Annotated in this window: 11 protein-coding genes and 3 pseudogenes; 9 read left to right on the top strand and 5 right to left on the bottom strand. The window is 55.8% G+C overall.

Translation table 11 applies throughout. The annotated features are described in order from the left end of the window. Positions 1 to 883: 883 nt before the first annotated feature. Positions 884 to 1297: pseudogene (locus BW990_RS17605) on the bottom strand (transposase); the annotation flags it as partial. A gap of 185 nt (positions 1298 to 1482) precedes the next feature. On the opposite strand from BW990_RS17605, the gene BW990_RS21605 reads away from it, so the two are divergent. Together BW990_RS21605 and BW990_RS21600 are read left to right on the top strand one after the other, a co-directional pair. After that, a complete protein-coding gene (locus BW990_RS21605) occupies positions 1483 to 2190 on the top strand; it encodes a hypothetical protein (protein WP_143526268.1) in 708 nt (235 codons plus the stop codon). Positions 2191 to 2202: 12 nt separating this feature from the next. Continuing rightward, the gene (locus BW990_RS21600; RefSeq protein ID WP_143526267.1) at positions 2203 to 4098 is read left to right on the top strand and encodes a hypothetical protein; all 1896 of its coding nucleotides are present in this window, start codon (positions 2203 to 2205) and stop codon (positions 4096 to 4098) included. 44 nt (positions 4099 to 4142) lie between these two features. On the opposite strand, the gene BW990_RS17600 is transcribed toward BW990_RS21600, so the two are convergent. Then, positions 4143 to 4625, bottom strand: coding sequence for an IS5 family transposase (locus BW990_RS17600; RefSeq protein WP_076450142.1), 483 nt, complete (start codon positions 4623 to 4625; stop codon positions 4143 to 4145). 18 nt (positions 4626 to 4643) lie between these two features. Here BW990_RS17600 and BW990_RS17595 point away from each other — a divergent pair, with 18 nt between their 5' ends. Next, positions 4644 to 5672: an IS110 family RNA-guided transposase gene (locus BW990_RS17595; protein ID WP_076450140.1), complete on the top strand. Its 1029-nt coding sequence runs from the start codon at positions 4644 to 4646 to the stop codon at positions 5670 to 5672. A 233-nt stretch (positions 5673 to 5905) separates the two neighbouring features. Here BW990_RS17595 and BW990_RS17590 read toward each other — a convergent pair. Next, positions 5906 to 6253 (bottom strand): annotated as a pseudogene (locus tag BW990_RS17590) (transposase); the annotation flags it as partial. Positions 6254 to 6406: 153 nt separating this feature from the next. On the opposite strand from BW990_RS17590, the gene BW990_RS17585 reads away from it, so the two are divergent. From BW990_RS17585 to BW990_RS17570, 3 genes are all read left to right on the top strand, one after another. Then, on the top strand, positions 6407 to 6823 hold the full coding sequence (locus BW990_RS17585; protein WP_234990296.1) for a helix-turn-helix domain-containing protein: 417 nt from the start codon (positions 6407 to 6409) through the stop codon (positions 6821 to 6823). A gap of 344 nt (positions 6824 to 7167) precedes the next feature. Beyond that, a complete protein-coding gene (locus BW990_RS17580) occupies positions 7168 to 8106 on the top strand; it encodes an MBL fold metallo-hydrolase (protein ID WP_076450134.1) in 939 nt (312 codons plus the stop codon). Positions 8107 to 10153: 2047 nt separating this feature from the next. Beyond that, the gene (locus tag BW990_RS17570) at positions 10154 to 11416 is read left to right on the top strand and encodes an MFS transporter (RefSeq protein ID WP_076450130.1); all 1263 of its coding nucleotides are present in this window, start codon (positions 10154 to 10156) and stop codon (positions 11414 to 11416) included. A 4-nt stretch (positions 11417 to 11420) separates the two neighbouring features. On the opposite strand, the gene BW990_RS22355 is transcribed toward BW990_RS17570, so the two are convergent. Further along, on the bottom strand, positions 11421 to 11639 hold the full coding sequence (locus BW990_RS22355; RefSeq protein ID WP_076450250.1) for a GDCCVxC domain-containing (seleno)protein: 219 nt from the start codon (positions 11637 to 11639) through the stop codon (positions 11421 to 11423). Positions 11640 to 12781: 1142 nt separating this feature from the next. Between BW990_RS22355 and BW990_RS21595 the strand changes: the two genes are divergently transcribed. Both BW990_RS21595 and BW990_RS17545 read left to right on the top strand, forming a co-directional pair. Continuing rightward, positions 12782 to 14968 (top strand): Hint domain-containing protein, encoded by a 2187-nt coding sequence (locus BW990_RS21595; RefSeq protein WP_143526266.1) that lies wholly within the window; start codon positions 12782 to 12784, stop codon positions 14966 to 14968. 27 nt (positions 14969 to 14995) lie between these two features. Then, positions 14996 to 15217 (top strand): annotated as a pseudogene (locus BW990_RS17545) (transposase); the annotation flags it as partial. A gap of 194 nt (positions 15218 to 15411) precedes the next feature. Here the strand turns inward: BW990_RS17545 and BW990_RS21590 are convergent. Next, on the bottom strand, positions 15412 to 16686 hold the full coding sequence (locus BW990_RS21590; protein WP_143526265.1) for a hypothetical protein: 1275 nt from the start codon (positions 16684 to 16686) through the stop codon (positions 15412 to 15414). A 238-nt stretch (positions 16687 to 16924) separates the two neighbouring features. Here BW990_RS21590 and BW990_RS22350 point away from each other — a divergent pair. After that, a partial coding sequence (locus tag BW990_RS22350) for a hypothetical protein (protein ID WP_234990295.1) occupies positions 16925 to 17231 on the top strand: 307 nt, incomplete at its 3' end.

The raw sequence follows: 17231 nt of genomic DNA, 5'->3' as shown, positions 1-17231 counted from the left end.
TGGGGGTTTTTGATTCCGAAGGATTGGATTCTGTTGGCCGTGAAGCGCCGAACGGGTGGGACAAAAATCCTGAAAAACCTAATGAAACTATGGGAAGATTTAGCGCCCCACTTTTCCATAAGTCATTGATTCATATAATTTTATGCACTCCGCCCCCGGGCACCACTTTTTCGTAGATCGAGAACCTCTTGGAATGCTCTGAGCCACGTAATGGCAAGCAGATTTGAACGGTCCAGAGCGGTCGTTCGCTGCGCCGACCACGTATGTCGGACAGCCCACAAAACGGCTGTTTGCGCGTCTTAGAGGTTTGAAAAAACTAAGCCCCGGAATGATAACCGATGAGGTTTTCGACGGATAGCTTTCCTTCCGCTTGGGACTGTAGGCGCCGACAGGTCTCGATCACGATCGACCTGATCCAAGCGCCACCGGCATCGTTCGCCAGCCGTGAACTCCAGAAGAACCTGAACAGAACCGACTCCAGATCGACAGGCGGCTTCATCGCTTTCAGTCCGAAAGCGTCCATATCCCACGCAAGAAAATTCGCTAGAAAGGTCGCGAGGAAACCCGATGGCCACCGAAAGCTACGCCGCGCCCTGGGACGTCACCGAGAAAGATATGCAACATATGTAACCGCCCCAAGCGCAAGCGGGATTTTGAAGCATTTTCTGACGCGTTGTCGGGTGCTGACATATGTCCGGCCTCATGATGCTACCTCACAGATGCCGCGGGCCCGTATGCTGTTCGCGGATCAGGCTCCAAATCAACGCCGCGTGCTCGGGGGCACTTTGTTGCAGGCTGGTTCCTCTGATCCCGTCTCACGATCGTTGCGCCAAACTTCTCCTTGCCCTCTTCCGCTCCGACGCCCTCGCGACCTACAGCGGGCTTATGCCGCCGCAGCCGGAGATTGGTAAACGCCACCGCGGGCCATCAGGGCCCAGACGATGCGCGCCATCTTGTTCGCCAGCGCCACCCGCACCAGCATTGGCGGCTTGCGCGTCAGCATCCCGGCCAGCCACGAGCCTGGTCTGGCTGCGGCATGGACGTGCCGTTTGATGATGACGCTGTTAGTGCCAATGATCAGCAGACGCCTCAGTGATCGCTCGCCCATCTTCGTCGTGGCCCCGAGCCTTTGTTTGCCGCCCGTCGAATGCTGGCGGGGCGTGAGGCCGAGCCAAGCAGCAAAATCCCGGGCCTTGCGGAAGGTCTCGGGCGGCGGCGCAAGGGTCGCTATGGCCGTCGCGATCAGCGGGCCGATACCGGGCACCGTCATCAGCCGCCGCGCGACGTCGTTCTCCTTTGTGGATCATCGCAGACCCACCTTGGCACACCGATGCCGTCGGGGGGACGGTCACATCATCAACGCCCATCGAATACTTGATTTCAAACGCGTTTCCGGCAACCGTACAGGCAGATAGCTCCCCAGACGAAGACCTGTGAAGACTGGGACACTCCGGAACGACAGCATTAATCTAAGGCGATGATATGGGATTTGATTTCAGTGACTGGGACAAGCCAGATGAATGGCTATCTGACTGGAGAAAACTAGACAAAAAGCTGTCTGAATACTCAGAACTTTCAAGCGTTACCAATATGCCAATTGGTTCATACCCAGATTTCGAGAGGTACATTGTCACATCTATTAAAGTCGCCCAAGCCTTTCGAAGGAGCACGAAAGCGGTTGTCGATCAAGCATTTTTGGTATCCAAAAATATTGATAAAATTCTAGAAGAGATGTCAAAATACAAAACAAAAACAACGGAATACCACCGCACAAGTGGATTTCAAGATCGCCTGACTGAATTTCGCAATCAAGAAGCAGCCTGCATTGCCCACTTTTATCGCTTCCGCTCAATTGTAAGTGATACGTTGGCAGCCCGTGTTGATAATTATGTTAAAAAGAACCAGCTTTATGAAATTGAACTTTCAGGCAAGAGTTTTGCAGATGCGTTGCGTAGCTTCCTCTCTCAGGCTGGGGGATACTTGTTTTCCGACCTCAGACATATAAATCCCAAACCTGGGCATGCGAAAGAATTACTGGAGGCACAGCTTGGCGTCGGGCAACTCATATTAGAAATGGCTGAATGGTTCGATTACTACATGATGAGCATGAATAATATTACGACGACACTCGAGCATAGCTTATCATTGATATCGAACGAGCTTATCGAACTCGACCCCGATCTTTCTTGAAGGAGTGAATAGATGACAGAAATTGACAAGGTGGCCTCCAAGATCAAAAATGTTGCTGCAGAGGCTCAGGCCAAACTTGCAGAGATCGAACACAAGACAGATCCGAAAAGAACTCCTGAATTTGCCGGACCAGTCGAGCATAAATCACTTGATGATATGCTGCCCGAAGGGCATCCAATTGATGTTTCCATTCCCACCATTGAGTACGATGGCGTTTCCTTTGCCCTCCCGAAAGAAGGCGTTGCCATCCCCGATGGAGAGCGCGCTCCGCATCCTCACAACCTGAAGTTAGAAGACTGGCTTATTATTGCTCGAAGCTCAGAGATGCTTCGTGGCGTCGATATGAACGCTTTGCTCGGATTCGGGTCGGTATCAATGTCGCGCGCCTATCCGTTGATGTGGAAGAAAACGAAATCGGACAGTTTTGTAACAACAGCCGAGCCATCCACATCAAGGACTGAGGCTCACGAAACAAAACAAGGCCGTGACATCGCGATGGCCGGAGCCTCAGAGATCGGCGCGCATGTCGGCACACCATGGGTCAGCGCTGCTGCCCGGCAAAAGTCGTCCGACAGCAGCGGATCGAGCGTTGCTGGCAAGATCGTGTACATGGTTGCGCGCTACCGCGTGCCATATTGTTGGGTCGATCTGGAGCGATGTACTCTTTTGTCTCCCGCATTCATCGATGCGGTTCGCTCCGCCCTTATGCGCCGTCGAAACGAAGATAAAATCACAGCCTTGAAAGAAGTTTTTGAATTATACGGGCACACGGTCCCAAAACGCGTACTTCTCGGTGGTACGATCGCTTTTTCGAGTCGTACAACTCTATCGGCTCAAAAATCTATCTCGAAAGCTGAGGATGAGTTTTCCGCAAAAGTAGCTGGCAAGGTTCGGTCGCTTGAGGCCGGTGGTGAGATTTTTAATAGCGAGTCTACGGAGGCAGGTTCGGAAGAAGATCATTCTTCTGAGACGGTTGACTTCAAAGTCAGCGGCGGCGACGTGTCATACGTTAACAATGTTCCTGCATGGCTGCCCACAAATAAAGATCCGAACAATTGGATCGTGATCGAACGTGAAGGTGTGGTCCGCCTCTTGGATCTGTTAAAAGATCAGCAGCCAGAATTATCCGCTGAAGTCGAAACAATCTGGCAAAGGTATCGTCGTGAATCATGGGGTTCATATGAGCCACCGCTTGATGAACCATTGCCAGTCATGGAGAACGGAAGATTTAAAATTCTTCGCTCCGATGGACGCGCACTTAGCTGGAAAAAGAAGTCGAAAGATCGTGATTTCATCAATTCAGATGACCTCGACTACAAAAAAGTCGTCCGATTTCCGTCTGACGAGGTTGCTAACGTTCACATTCCGTATCAAGAAGTTGAGATAACACAGAATTTGAAAGGGAATGCGCCTCTCTTCGCACCAAGGCGCGATAATGCTGACCCGGAGGCGAAGGGTCTCTTATGGAAGCTGGTTTATAGTGGCAAGACGACACAAGGTCAAGGAAAGGGTCGGCCGATTTACGCCATAGTTGCTGCCACCAAAGAACATGAACCTAGTCGCCCATTGACATATGACCCCAGTCAGCCCTGGCCAGGCGCGAATTCCTTGTCTCTCGGCGTAGAGCAAATTGCAGCTGGTTTTCGCTACGATTGCTTTCTCTTCGACGAAAGGTTTGTGAAAGGCTATCGTGCCATTGCGCCATCAGATCATAAGGCCAGCTGGGTCGTAGCATGTATCGACGGTCCGCGCCACGTCTTGCACTCTGTGTATACGGCTGGAAACCTCTTTGGCGCGGCGGAGAATACATTTGAATTTTTATCAGGCGTTGCAGACGCGTCTGATCCTGTCGCCAACGCGGCCGTAGATACGACACTTTTCACGCTAGAGCGATATGACCCGAATTAAACCGGACCATAAAAGGCTTCGATTGCGACAGTTAGGCTCAGGACTCATAGCCAGTAGATGACGATAGCGGCGAGAGCGATGGCCGAGAGGAAGACCTTGGGGCACCTGTCGTATCGCGTTGCCACCCGCCGCCAGTCCTTGAGCCTGCCGAACATGATTTCGATGCGATTGCGCCGCTTGTATCGGCGCTTGTCGTATTTCACCGACGTCTTTCGTTGTTTCCGGCCGGGGATGCAGGCGCGTATCCCCTTGTCTTGCAATGCTTCCCGAAACCAATCGGCGTCGTAGCCGCGATCGCCGAGGAGCCAGTCGACATCCGGCAGACTGTCGCAAAGCGCGCGCGCACCGATGTAGTCGCTGACCTGTCCTGCCGTTACGAACAGGTTGAGAGGGCGTCCCTGGCTGTCGCAGATGGCGTGCAATTTCGTATTCATGCCGCCCTTGGTGCGTCCGATCAGACGACCGCGCCCCCCTTTATGGATGGCCCGCCCCTCCTGCCGGCGCCCGTGTAGGGTGTCGGTGTTCAAGAGAGGAAGGAGCGAACCATGAGTATAGTGATCCTCGGCATCGACCTGGGCAAGAACAGCTGCAGCATCGTCGGCCTTGACGCGAACGGTGCGGTAATCGTGCGGCGGCGGATGCGACGCGACGGGGTGATCGCGTTTGCCGCAAAGCTGCGTCCATGCACCATGGCGATGGAAGCGTGCTGCGGAGCCCATCACATGGGCCGGGCGCTGGCGGAGCTGGGGCATGAGGTTCGATTGATGTCGCCGGAGTATGTGCGACCTTATGTCAAAGCGCAGAAGAACGATGACCGCGATGCTGAAGCGATCGCAGAGGCGGCGACCCGGCCGACCATGCGCTTTGTCGAACTCAAGAGCGAAGAGCAACTTGACGTACAGACGCTTCATCGGGTGCGCGACCGTTTGGTCGGCGATCGCACCTCCCTGACCAACCAGATCAGGAGTCTTCTGCTGGAGCGTGGTCACGTAGTGGCGCAAAGCCATGCCCGGCTACGCCTCCTACTCGCCGAGCTGCTGAATTGTGAAGCAGGCTCGCTAAGCCCGCGCATGGTGTTCCTGCTGGGAGATATGCGGGCGCGTTGGGAGGAGCTGGATCGTCGCATTGGCGCCTTCGACGCCGAGTTCGCAGCGATGGCCCGAACCGACGATCGGGCGCGCCGACTGACAAGCATTCCTGGCATCGGTGCGCTGAACGCCACCGCATTGGTCGCCGCAGTCGGTGACGCAGCAACTTTTGACAAGGGACGCGACCTCGCTGCCTGGTTGGGTCTGGTGCCCCGCCAGGCTTCCACTGGGGGCAGACCGAAACTTTTGGGGATCACGAAGCGTGGAAGTCGATATCTTCGCAAGATGCTGATTCAGGGTGCGCGATCGGCCATGCCGTCGCTGGCCAAAAGCGACACGGCAGTTGGAGCCTGGCTGCGTGGGCTTCTCGCCCGCGCGCATCCGAATGTCGCGGTCGTGGCATTGGCCGCGAAGATGGCCCGTACTGTCTGGGCGCTCCTGCGCCACGGACAGACCTACAACTCAGCGCCGCGAGCGACGATCTGAAGAACACGCGTCGGGCCCGGACAGCTCCCGACGTGATGAACTGCGAGTGGTGAAAGGAAGATGGCCTGACAGTCGATCGGCGTCCCGAAAACCTCCGGCGAAAAATGGCTCTCAGAAGCCGACCCCTTTATGAGGATCAGGACGCGCGGATCTCCATCTTGGCGGCGGCAATCATGCCGACATGCCGGATACGTTTGTGCAGACTGATTACGCCGTCACCCAATCGTCGCTTGCAACCGGGGCGGGCCATACGTTTTGACGCCCAGACTGGACGCCGTGCGGTGGGCCTTCAGGTAGGTGGCGTCGATCATCACGGTCTTCTTCTCGCCGTGTTCGGCAACCAGTCCCGCCATCATCTTCGCGAAGATGCCCTTGTCGCTCCACCGCTTCCAACGATTGTAGAGCGTCTTGTAGGGGCCGTATGCGGCAGGAGCATCGCGCCACCGCAAGCCGTTACGATTTATGAAGATAATCCCACTTAACACGCGCCGATCATCAACGCGCGGCTTGCCATGGGACTTCGGGAAGTAGGGCTCCATACGCGCCATCTGCGCATCGCTCAGCCAGAAGAAATCAGACATATCACCGCTCTGTTTTCGTGCGGTGAATCATGCCCTTCGGCTCAGATCAATGGGTCCTGAGCCTAGGACTTTGTGCTTCACGGCTCCGCCCCAAAATATCGATCCCGATCCTCATATAATCAAGCATCAACACAAAAGATGCAGAGGATCGACATGAACCACAGCCCCACCGCCCGCCTGATCGCAGACGCCATTGACGCTTCCGGCAAGACACAACGAGAGATCGCAGAGGAGGTCCGCTTTCCCCGCGGCAACGTCATCTCCATGCTGCGCTCAGGAGAGATGCGCCTGCCGATTGAACGGGCCTCTGCCCTCGCCCGCGCGCTCGGCATCGATGAGAAGCTGCTGATCAGCACGGCCATGACGGAATACATGCCAGAGACATGGAACGTGATTTCTGGTGCGAGCCGAGCCTTTCCCGAAATCCAGATCAACGTGAAGGGACCGGCGCCTGTGATGGAGCGCTTCAAGGCGATTTGTGCGACAGAACGGCGGACGTATGCCGACATGCTCGATCGATTGATGGCCGGGTATGATCCCGAGATGGAAACGCTGCTCGACGATATCTGAGCATGTTGAGGGGCGCGACGATCGGCATCGACGCGCCCTTCGAAGCTTCTGGGCTGAGCGGCTTAGAGCGCGCCACACAAAGCTTCTAGGCGAACTTCGCGACCTCCGTCCCTATGGCACCAATGGCACTGAGCGCGGCACGCCGAGGGGCACAGGCCATCGACCAACACGTGGTGGCCCTTGCCTAAGGCGACGAGTTTCGGGCCTTTTTCACGGATCATGATTGTCGGCTTTCGCGATGGATCGAACGACTTATCAGCGTTTCCACACAGCTTATGCGCGCAACTGGATTACGTTTTCTTCCCGCCTAGTTTTCAAAATCATTTCTTGTGGAGAGACCCGCGATGACGACTACCCCGAACTTGACTCGACGCGCCGCTCTTGCCGGTGGCGCAGCCCTGCCGTTTGCTGCTACGGCCATCACCCGCCCCAGCGCCGCGGTTGCGGCTGGGCACGAAGCGATGACACCGAACGCGAACAAATACTCCTTCAAGCTCGGCGATTTCGAAGTTTCTACGTTGCTGGTGGGCACGCGCACCGTGGAAGAGCCCCAGAAGACTTTCGGCATGAACGTGTCGGCAGAGGAGTTTGCGCAAGTTTCGCGCGACAACTTTATTCCCGACGACAAGACGCAATTCTTCTTCACCCCGACTGTCGTCAACACTGGCGAGCAGGTTGTGCTATTCGACGCCGGTCTGAACGCGGAAGGAACCAGAGCAGCGCTTGAAGCCGCGGGCTTTTCGACCGACGATATCGATACAGTCGTGATCACCCACATGCATGGCGACCACATCGGCGGTCTCTCTGGAGAGGATGGGACCCCGACTTTTGCCAACGCAAACTACGTCACCGGTCAAATCGAGTTCGACGCCACCGCATCAGCGGGCAACGACACCTTCGAAGCCAAGGTCCGGCCTCTTGCCGACAAAATGTCCTTCATTGGCGATGGCGGTTCTGTTGCTTCGGGCATCACCGGCATGGCGGCATTCGGCCATTCCCCGGGTCATATGATCTATATGCTCGAAAGCGGCGGCGAGCAGATGGTGCTCATTGCTGACACTGCCAACCACTATGTCTGGTCGCTCGCTTATCCCGATTGGGAGGTTCGCTTCGACCGGGATAAAGCAGCTGCAGCTGCAACGCGACGTCGTGTCCTCGACATGCTTGCGACGGACCGGCTTCCGTTCATCGGCTACCACATGCCGTTTCCGGCGGTTGGGTATGTGGAAACGCGTGGCGAGGGTTTCCGCTATGTGCCCAGTTCTTACCAGACCATGCTCTAAACCTGGGGCTTACCCAAACGTTAATGAATGCGGGGCGCGCTTTGCGCCCCGTTGTTCATTTCGAATGCTTCGGCCTATATCCTCCGGCAAGCCGAACGCATTAGGCCGCAAGAATATTTGGTGCTTGCATCAGCAACCGATGGCTTCCGCGTGTCTCCGCCTGAGCCATGCGCGAAGACGCACAGGAGCGTCGCACAACGCACTTGAGCACCCTTTACGGCATGCCCCCCATGACGCAAGCGCCTCTCACGGGCGCACTCTGGGGCTCCGATTTAGTACACCCGCCGCGGTTCCAGCGCATCATCCGTGTCGAGCGATAGCGCCGCCTGCCAGAGCGATGTCTTGGCGTAGTGGCGACTTCAAGAAGCTGCCTTGGCTCTGACAGCTCGGCCAAAAGCCCTGCCCAACAGACGGGTCCAAGACACATAGCCGAAAATACCCTGAGCGCCCGCCGACTACGAATTGGATTTGGGACCTGACCTATACAATACCGCGACATTTGCTCTGTGCTCTTCGGTGACCGTTTCGGCTTTTAAGGATGCAGATTGTTCGCTTAGACTGGGTCCTACCAACGTCCTCGCATCGGGAGACGATGTGATATGCGCCGCCTTGTCGCGATTTTGATTTCAGTTCTCTTGATCGGCGAGAAAGCTGTCGCTCACGAGACCACGACGACTGAGGTCGGTACCACGATCTCCGCCTTCCTAAACGGAATGACTTGCTCCGAGATATCGTCGTCATATTGGGCCACCGGTCGCATCATGCGCAATCACGGAGCCCGTAGCGCCGTCTCCGCGAGCGACCTACTGCCGAGTATGATCGCGTATCTATACGCTAAAGGAGTTGAGGCAGGCGGAGGTGGCGATATCGGGGATGTCATCTCGACCGCTCAACGGTATTGCGAAGAAAACCCCTCGGCAGCGTATGTCGACGCCTTTAAATAGGCCGCCCCCATCGTCGAGCCCTTCATAGCGATCTGCGCGGCGGAGCAGCGGACCTATGCGGACATGCGGGAGTGCCTGATGGCAGGGTATGACCCTGAGATGGAAAAGCTGCTCAATGACATGTGAGCGCACAGCACGCATAAACCGATCGTAATGGTTGGGCAGGCGCTGCCGTGCACAGTGGCCTGCCCAACCGTGTCGGCCGATGTTGTCAGCCGGGGCGACCCGCGTCCCGGCTCAATCTGTGACTGCTTGCTTACGACCGTGCGGTCTGCGCCTTTGGCGCGGGTGCCGGATAGTCGAGGGCGCGCCCGGGACGGGACAGGAACGCACAGAAGAAGAGTTTGGTAATTCCCATTTTGGGAGCCTTCTATAAGATGTGAAGCGGACGGCGCGGGGCTTAGTCTTCACCTGAATATAGGAACCTGTTGAGTGTTTTCGGCGAGCACAAACGGCGTAATCCAGACTTTTTACGACACGCTCGACGTCGCCTCGTCAGAAAACGGATGCTAGTGCAGCAGATAACTCAGCCGCAGCCCCGGCCTCTTCCGAAACCCAGATCAACGTGAAGGGGCCAGCGCCCGCTATGGAGCCCTTCAAGGCGATCTGCGCGGCGGAGCAGCGGACCTATGCTGATATGTTGGATAGGTTTAGGGCGCGAGAGGGTCGGCTTCGGCGTGCCCTTTCCTGCGCCTGGGCCGAGCGGCTTAGAGCGCACCACACAGAGCGCGCCTGTGGCGTATTTACAGGCTAGCCCCCCAAACAAAAAACGGCTCTCGCGGGCAAATTCTGAAGGCTTAGCGACTTGCGAAAACCCGGGCGGGTCGCATGGGTTTTCGACCACACTCTCTTTGTACAGCAATTTCAATGAGCAGCTAAGCATCGCGATGATTACTAAAGAGGCAAGTCGCCACAGCTGTCATTTCCAAACGATGGAATGTTTACGAGAAGCTGGAGAAGCCACTCATACAAAAGCGGATTATCGGAAGTCGATGGCTACAGCTGAGATGGCTACAGCTGAGATAGATACGTATGGGCGCCAGCCCCGAATTGAACTTTAAGCACCGCTAACGCCATTGTCACATAGTACAAGGACACAAAGCATGTTTCGAGTTCTTCTCAACATTTGGGCACTCCTTCTGGGCATCGTGCTGATCATGCTGGGAAACGGCATGCACTTCACACTGATTGGCCTGAGAGGCGGGCTTGAAGGGTTCTCATCCACCGAGCTTGCAGTCGTCACCTCAGGTTATTTTGCAGGCTTCCTGCTGGGTGCTCGACAGAGTCCGATCATGATCCGCCGGGTCGGGCATGTGCGGGTTTTCGCGGCTCTTGGAAGCTTCATGTCCGCGGGCTTGGTCGCCTTGCCGCTTCTGACTGAGCCGTGGTCCTGGACATTGCTGCGCATTCTGATCGGTTTCTGCATGTCGGGTATTTACGTAACCGCCGAAAGCTGGCTGAACGATGCGTCCACGAATGAGACACGCGGTCAGGTGCTGGCCGCCTATATGCTGGCGCAAACTCTTGGAATAATCGGCGCTCAGGGCCTTCTGAACCTCGGAGATGCTGCTACATCCGTGCTGTTCATCGGAGCCTCCATATTGGTTTCGGTTTCCTTCGCGCCCATTCTCTTGTCAGCAACCCCAGTTCCTGCCGCGGCGGTCACGCGTCCGATGAAATTGCGAGACCTGTTCCGCGGTTCGCCGCTCGGCACGATCGGGATCTTCCTTTTAGGCGGCGTCTACGCGACCCAGTCTGGCATGGGCGCCGTTTTCGGGACAGAGATCGACATGAGCGCAGCGCAGATTTCGCTGTTTGTCGCAATGCTCTTCGCCGGTGCTCTGGCCCTGCAATATCCGATCGGATGGCTGTCAGATCGCATGGATCGGCGGTGGCTGATATTTGGAGCTTCCGCCTTGGGTGCCTTTTCTTGCGGACTGGGTTTTCTCGTTGGATCCAAGCTTTGGGCTCTGATGTCAGTTGCGTTCTTCGCAGGGGGTGTAACGACCCCGCTTTACGCCCTGTTTCTCGCATACACTAATGACGCCTTGCCAGCAGAAGACATGCCTGCAGCGTCAGGCGGTCTGGTCCTGACTTTCGGGATTGGTGCAATCCTTGGTCCAATCGCTACCGGGTGGGCAATGGAAACATTCGGAGCCTTCGCGTTCTGGCTCGCACTCGGTGTGACCTTCGCAGCAATTGCGTTCTACGCCTTGTATCGTATGACCCAGCGGCCAACCGCCCCCGCAGGGGAAACAGATAGCTACCTCGGTGTTGTTCCGACAGCATCGCCGGTGGCCGTCGAAGCTGCAGGTGCCTGGGCTGTCGAGAATGCCGAAGCCGCGAAGGAAGCAGAGGATCAGTGATCAATTAACGACAGCAACTTCCACCCTTTTGTATCGGCGGACATGGAACCGTCGCGTAAGAGCAGAACACGCAACAATTCCCTTCCTTCGGCTTCAAACCGGCACCGCAGGAATTGCACTCGTAGAACCACTGACAAGCGTCGGTCGGCATCGTCTCGGTCTCGACGTGCCCGCACTCGGGACAGGTTAAAGTGCTCTTCAGAACGACCCCTTGATCCGCCATCGCCATAATATCCTCGTTGGAGTGCGCCAGAACGACCTGAACTTTCGTCAGGGTTCTCCGCATGTTTCCAGATGGGCGCTTTCCCGGGATGATTTCCCGGCTTCTTGGTCGTTCCAAGCGACATACTGAGTTTTTTCAACAGAATGGGCGGAAAGCGGACCTTCTCCGCAGGTGCGAAGAGGTCCAGCGTCACCGGTGGTAGCGGACACTGGCCTTCAAGCTCGCTTCGGTTGAGCCAATATCGTTGACCAATGTTCCCGAACAGTAGCTTTATGCTCCTCGAAATTCACTCTCGTAAGGTTCCGACACACTCTCGTTCCGATCCAGACTTTGGAGTTCGAAGTTATTCACAAGATCTTCTCCGCTTTCATTGGAAGTTTATTGCGCAGAAACACATTCATTACGAATGCCTCGGGCGACGACAGGGCCTGCTCTAAAAAACTCCATATTTCAGCGCAATGTTACCACTTTCCTGCGCCATAGAAGCGGCCCGAAGTAACTGTCGGGGGCCGAGATGGCCAAGTTTAAAAAAATATCGAACTGGATCAGCCCGGCCTTTTGGTCTGGCATTTCGGAAGCGGCGGGGGGGGCATGCGCTCGATGTCCGTGGGATTTTAACCCTTTTGGTGGACATCAATTGCGACACCGGCGGGCTGTCGATCTCGGAAAAGCGACCACCTTCACAATCATTGGCAGTCACGGCATGAGCGATGTTTCACTTGTTGGTCGGCAGAGCTGGAGACAGGACAGATGGCCAGATCAGACTGTTTGGCAGACGGGCACCTTTTCGAGGACCTTCGAGTAATCATGGACATGTCCTGCATTCCCACGGATATCACGGTCGGGCCAGACGCGCTCCGGATCGCTCAGGTCCGAGTTTTGGTTTCTTTTGCCCACACCCGGATGGCGGCGAAACGCATCGGTAACCAGCGCGACCTCGTACCATTTTTTCCGAACGTAACCTTCCGCCGGACGCTCACCGGTTCGCCAACAACACCCCAAGCCTTCCCGACTGTGTGGCGCAGAGACACGGCCGACGAGATCTCAGTTTTCCATAACCGGCCAAATCAGCTCAATGCGCCCCGTCTCCGGCAAGCTGAGCCATCTTGTGAACGTGCCGCCGTTGTCGCACGAGGACCGCGATGACCGGCTATATCTCAGAGGTCGACTACGACGGCGGGGCTGGCTCGAACTTTGTCGAGGTCGTCGTGCCCGCCGGAACTGATGTTTCGGGATATACGCTCGTCATTTACGACACCGATGGCAAGATCATCGAGACATTCACCTTCGGCACTCCGTCTCAGACGATTGCTGGTCGGGATGTGTATCTTTTCGACGATGCGATCGGAAACTGGATTGATCTCCACAACAATGAAGCCGTGTCGCTTGTTGACGGCACCGGCACCGTCGTCCAATTCATTGCCTTCAAGGACCCAATCACCGCCGTTGAGGGGCCCGCGAACGGCCAATCGGCGACGCAGATCGGTGAGCATTCCGGCGGGGAACAGTCGCTCGCCAGCTCGGACGACGGAGCGTCCTATTCTACGACGAGGACCTCGTCGCCGGGGACGATAGAAGCTCCCGGAGACGGTATTGTCAGTGGCACCGAGTCGGATGACTCCATCGATGCGGCGTATACGGGCGACCCGGAAGGCGACAAGGTCGATAATGGCTGGGGAACCGGGCCCGGAGGAGATGGCGATCTCATCTATGGCCTGGGCGGGGCCGATACGATCAATGCCGGGGCTGGCGACGATACGGTATATGGCGACAGCGCCATCCCTCCACCCGGACCAGCGGCGGGTGCAGAGCTTCTGACAGCGGACATAACCGATGGCGATATCGACGGATCGGGCAGAGCGGTCTTTCTCATCAGTGACCTTGGCAACGAAAGCCTTGCCAACGACCTGACCATTACCGACACCGCAACCGAGGCGCTTACGCTTCTTGAAATACGTGAGCTGGGCGACGATGACGGCGAAGACGACGTCATCCGGATCGACCTGTCGACGTTCGACGACGATTTTGACATCCTCATCGGCAACGAGCGCTCCAACGACATCATCTACATGATGGGCGTCGAATCCGAGGTCGACAACGGCGACGGCACCTTCACCTATAGCTATATCGGCAAGGACGACGCGCTTCACACGGTGACGGTTGACCCAGATTTGGCAACCGTCATTGCCGTATTTTCAGAGGTAGCCACGCCGGGCTTCGACGATGTCATCGACGGCGGTGTCGGCAACGACCTTCTTTATGGCGAGGGCGGCAATGATTCGCTGAGCGGCGGCACCGGCGATGACACACTGATTGGCGGCGACGGCAACGACACAATCATCGGCGGCTCCGGCTCAGACCAGATCGATGGCGGTGTCGGCGACGACAGCCTGACCGGCGGCGACGGCAACGACATCTTTATCGTCTCGGACGGCAACAACACGATAACCGATTTCAATTTTGGTAATACCGGTGCGCTCGGCGACGGCGACCAGACGAACAACGATTTTATCGACTTGTCCGGCTACTACGATAGCCTCGACGAACTCCGCGCAGACCAAGCGGACGATGGCATCCTGAACCAATCGAACGCCTTCGACGACGAAGGCAAAGCCGTCGATTATTCAGACAAAACGCAGTTCGGCTTTAACTCGTTGACCATGCAGGGCGCGACGGCGTCAAGCTATTCTTATGACAATACCGGAATCGTTTGCTTCGCAAAGGGGACGCAAATCTTGACCCCACGTGGCGACGTGCCAATCGAAACACTCAAACCGGGCGAACTTGTCACGACGCTCGACCACGGACCGCAGCCCTTGCTCTGGATCGGCATGTCTCACGTTAACGCGAGGGCGCTGCGCGAAAACGAAAAGCTGCGACCGATCCTTATTAAAGAAGGAGTTCTCGGAAACGAGCGCGACTTGCTGGTCTCACGCCAACACGGGATGATGCTCGGACCTGACCACCTTGTCCGGGCGATACATCTCGCGCGCGAAACACGCGGTGTGCGGGTTGCCCACGGCAAGCGCGACGTGACCTACGTTCACCTGCTTTTCGAGCGACACCAGATCGTTATCGCCGAGGGCACCCCGAGCGAGAGTTTCTATCCTGGGCCAAACGCCCTGAAGACTATTGGGACTGCCGCGCGAGCAGACCTGATGCGGCACATCCCAGCTCTCAACGAGCCGGACGCGTTCGAGCGCCGCGAATTTACCGAGTCTGTCTACGGGCCGACTGCACGACCCTTTGCCCAAGCACACGAGGTTTCCGCTCTGCAAGCGGGACACATGTTAGGCTCAAGACCCATTGATCTGTTTGTGCGGTCGTGATTCACCGCACGAAAACAGAGCGGTGATATGTCTGATCTCTTCTGGCTGAGCGATGCGCAGATGGCGCGTCTGGAGCCCTATTTTCTGAAGTCCCATGGCAAGCCTCGTGTCGATGATCGGCGCGTTCTGAGCGGGATTATCTTCATCAATCGCAATGGCTTGTGATGGCGGGACGCGCCGCGCGAGTATGGGTCACACAAGACACTCTATAACCGTTGGAAGCGGAGGAGCGAGAAAGCCATCTTCGCGAACCCCACTCGGGTGGAGTTTCAGTTCGTCGCGTAGCCCCCCCCCCCGCGAACCCACGGATGAACTCCAATTGAGAAAGACTACGTTTCGAAGTCTGCTGCTATCGGCCAATAACCATTTGAAAAAATTGGGGATGCCCACGCCTGCATCGTCCAACATGACGAACGCCGTGAGCACCCCAACCTGTTATCGGCCTACCTCAGATACGCCCATGTTTTCGCTGCGTTTCTCACTGCAGCGGCAACCCGCTCATTTAGCTCCGCAAATGGCGTCAGACCTTCGAAGTCTTCGTTCGCAGTTCGCTTCCAGCCTGTCCGCTTCCTGCGACCTAGCGCGCGAGGATTGAGATATGCATCCTTCTCCCGCTTGGCCAATGCAGCCTGACGAGCAGCGAAGCATCCGCCATTCCGGAACCTTTCGAGTTCAGCCGATGTGATTAGGCAACCGCCGGTAACGTTAAGGACGGGTAGCCAGAACTTGAGGTATTTCCGGCCAATTTGACGCAGGCCGTCACCAATCGCATAGCAATTGGTAAGATTGTTGTGGCGCAACTCATCACCGCGGATGGACACCACAATGCTTGGCAAATATGTTTCGGTGCCACGACCACTAGCGCGTTCGTCACCTCGACCACAACTCGGGAATGCATGGTTACTGACGAAGAAATATATTTCCTCCTCAGGGCCACCAAAGAAAATAGCCCCATCTGCCTGGGCCTGCACGTAGCTGGATGGCTCCAAATACTCAAGAAATCTCGAAGATTTTGGATATCGAATTCCGTATGATCTCCAAATATCATCTATATGACGATTCATCCAGAGCTCACCACGTGCAATAGCACCACCTTGCGGGGAATAAATATCCCCTGAACCATCGTCGCCATCGGAGTTCAGAGAGTATGGAAGACCTTCCTGAACGTTCCAAACTTCAGATGGCGGAAGGAAATGTCTCCATAGCAGATCAACCACCTGCCAGTGACACAGTTCAGATTCTACACTTTGGCTGACCACCTGCATTGCGATCTTGATACTGTAAATTTCCCCCTCCGTATGCACTTCGGGCCAAGCATGAAGCTTTTGCATTGTGCAGATAACACATTTAGGAGTCGGGTGATCAAAAATTATATGGAATTCACCATTTCCATGATCTTCAATCCGGCAACTTCCGTCGGAACACAACGCAATCTCTGCTTGTAGGACCTCCCAGTCTATACAGTTGGTATATTTACCTTTTATTTTCAGGTATTCAATTCCGAGCCAAAATTTGAGCTTATTCAGATCCACTTGTGGTGTCAGCAAAATTTGGCTTTGAAAGCGATGTTGATTCTTCGATCTTACAACGTCATATCGCATAGCCACTTGGTCGCTGAGGTTGAGCCCCAAGCGCGTAGCAAACTGAATTTCCGTCGTAGAGGGAATTTTGCCCTTTAATTTCGAAACAATTAGCGGGTTCAGATTGACGTATTTCATGCTCTTCTCCTTTTTTGAGCGCACAGGTTGATTGATCTGGCGAAAGGCATCGCCAGGTTCGGTGATAGTTAAATTTCCGGAATTCAGTCGCTTACGCGGATGCCCCTGACGCTTCCGCCTCCAGCTCGCTCATGGTCATTCGCCGCCAGTCGACAGCTCTGACCTGCGTCCAGAAACCGCTGGGCGTTGGCCTGCGCCATGCAGGCACAACCCTCGACTGAAGTGCTATCAGCGCGACATGGAAGTCCTCGATGTCGTCTTCACCATCAACACCAGTTATTCGATAAAAACCATCTCGCTTCAGACCCGGGTGGAATATCGACCCATCGGAGCCGATAGGCACGAAGACGACTTGTTTGAGGTTCACATCTTTTTCGGCATCAGCGGGCAAAGACTGGTTGTATTCCAAGATCGAGGGCAAGAACGCTGTTTGTGTTTTAAGCCACTCAATGTTGGATGTCACCGAGAACTGACCCGGCAGCAGTCGGAATTGTCACTGAGATTTGACCCATGTGGAACCTTGCCTCTGACGGAGTTCGTCGGGG

It is taken from the genome of Roseivivax lentus, from assembly GCF_900156805.1.
GTDB lineage: Bacteria > Pseudomonadota > Alphaproteobacteria > Rhodobacterales > Rhodobacteraceae > Roseivivax > Roseivivax lentus.
This window is presented reverse-complemented; position numbering and strand designations above follow the sequence as displayed.

What these genes read in the sequence shown, in the direction of transcription:
- BW990_RS21605 (WP_143526268.1), top strand. Translation starts at nt 1,483, where the DNA reads ATGGGATTTGATTTCAGTGACTGGGACAAGCCAGATGAATGGCTATCT.
- BW990_RS21600 (WP_143526267.1), top strand. Translation starts at nt 2,203, where the DNA reads ATGACAGAAATTGACAAGGTGGCCTCCAAGATCAAAAATGTTGCTGCA.
- BW990_RS17595 (WP_076450140.1), top strand. Translation starts at nt 4,644, where the DNA reads ATGAGTATAGTGATCCTCGGCATCGACCTGGGCAAGAACAGCTGCAGC.
- BW990_RS17585 (WP_234990296.1), top strand. Translation starts at nt 6,407, where the DNA reads ATGAACCACAGCCCCACCGCCCGCCTGATCGCAGACGCCATTGACGCT.
- BW990_RS17580 (WP_076450134.1), top strand. Translation starts at nt 7,168, where the DNA reads ATGACGACTACCCCGAACTTGACTCGACGCGCCGCTCTTGCCGGTGGC.
- BW990_RS17570 (WP_076450130.1), top strand. Translation starts at nt 10,154, where the DNA reads ATGTTTCGAGTTCTTCTCAACATTTGGGCACTCCTTCTGGGCATCGTG.
- BW990_RS22355 (WP_076450250.1), bottom strand. Translation starts at nt 11,639, where the DNA reads ATGGCGGATCAAGGGGTCGTTCTGAAGAGCACTTTAACCTGTCCCGAG.
- BW990_RS21595 (WP_143526266.1), top strand. Translation starts at nt 12,782, where the DNA reads ATGACCGGCTATATCTCAGAGGTCGACTACGACGGCGGGGCTGGCTCG.
- BW990_RS21590 (WP_143526265.1), bottom strand. Translation starts at nt 16,686, where the DNA reads ATGAAATACGTCAATCTGAACCCGCTAATTGTTTCGAAATTAAAGGGC.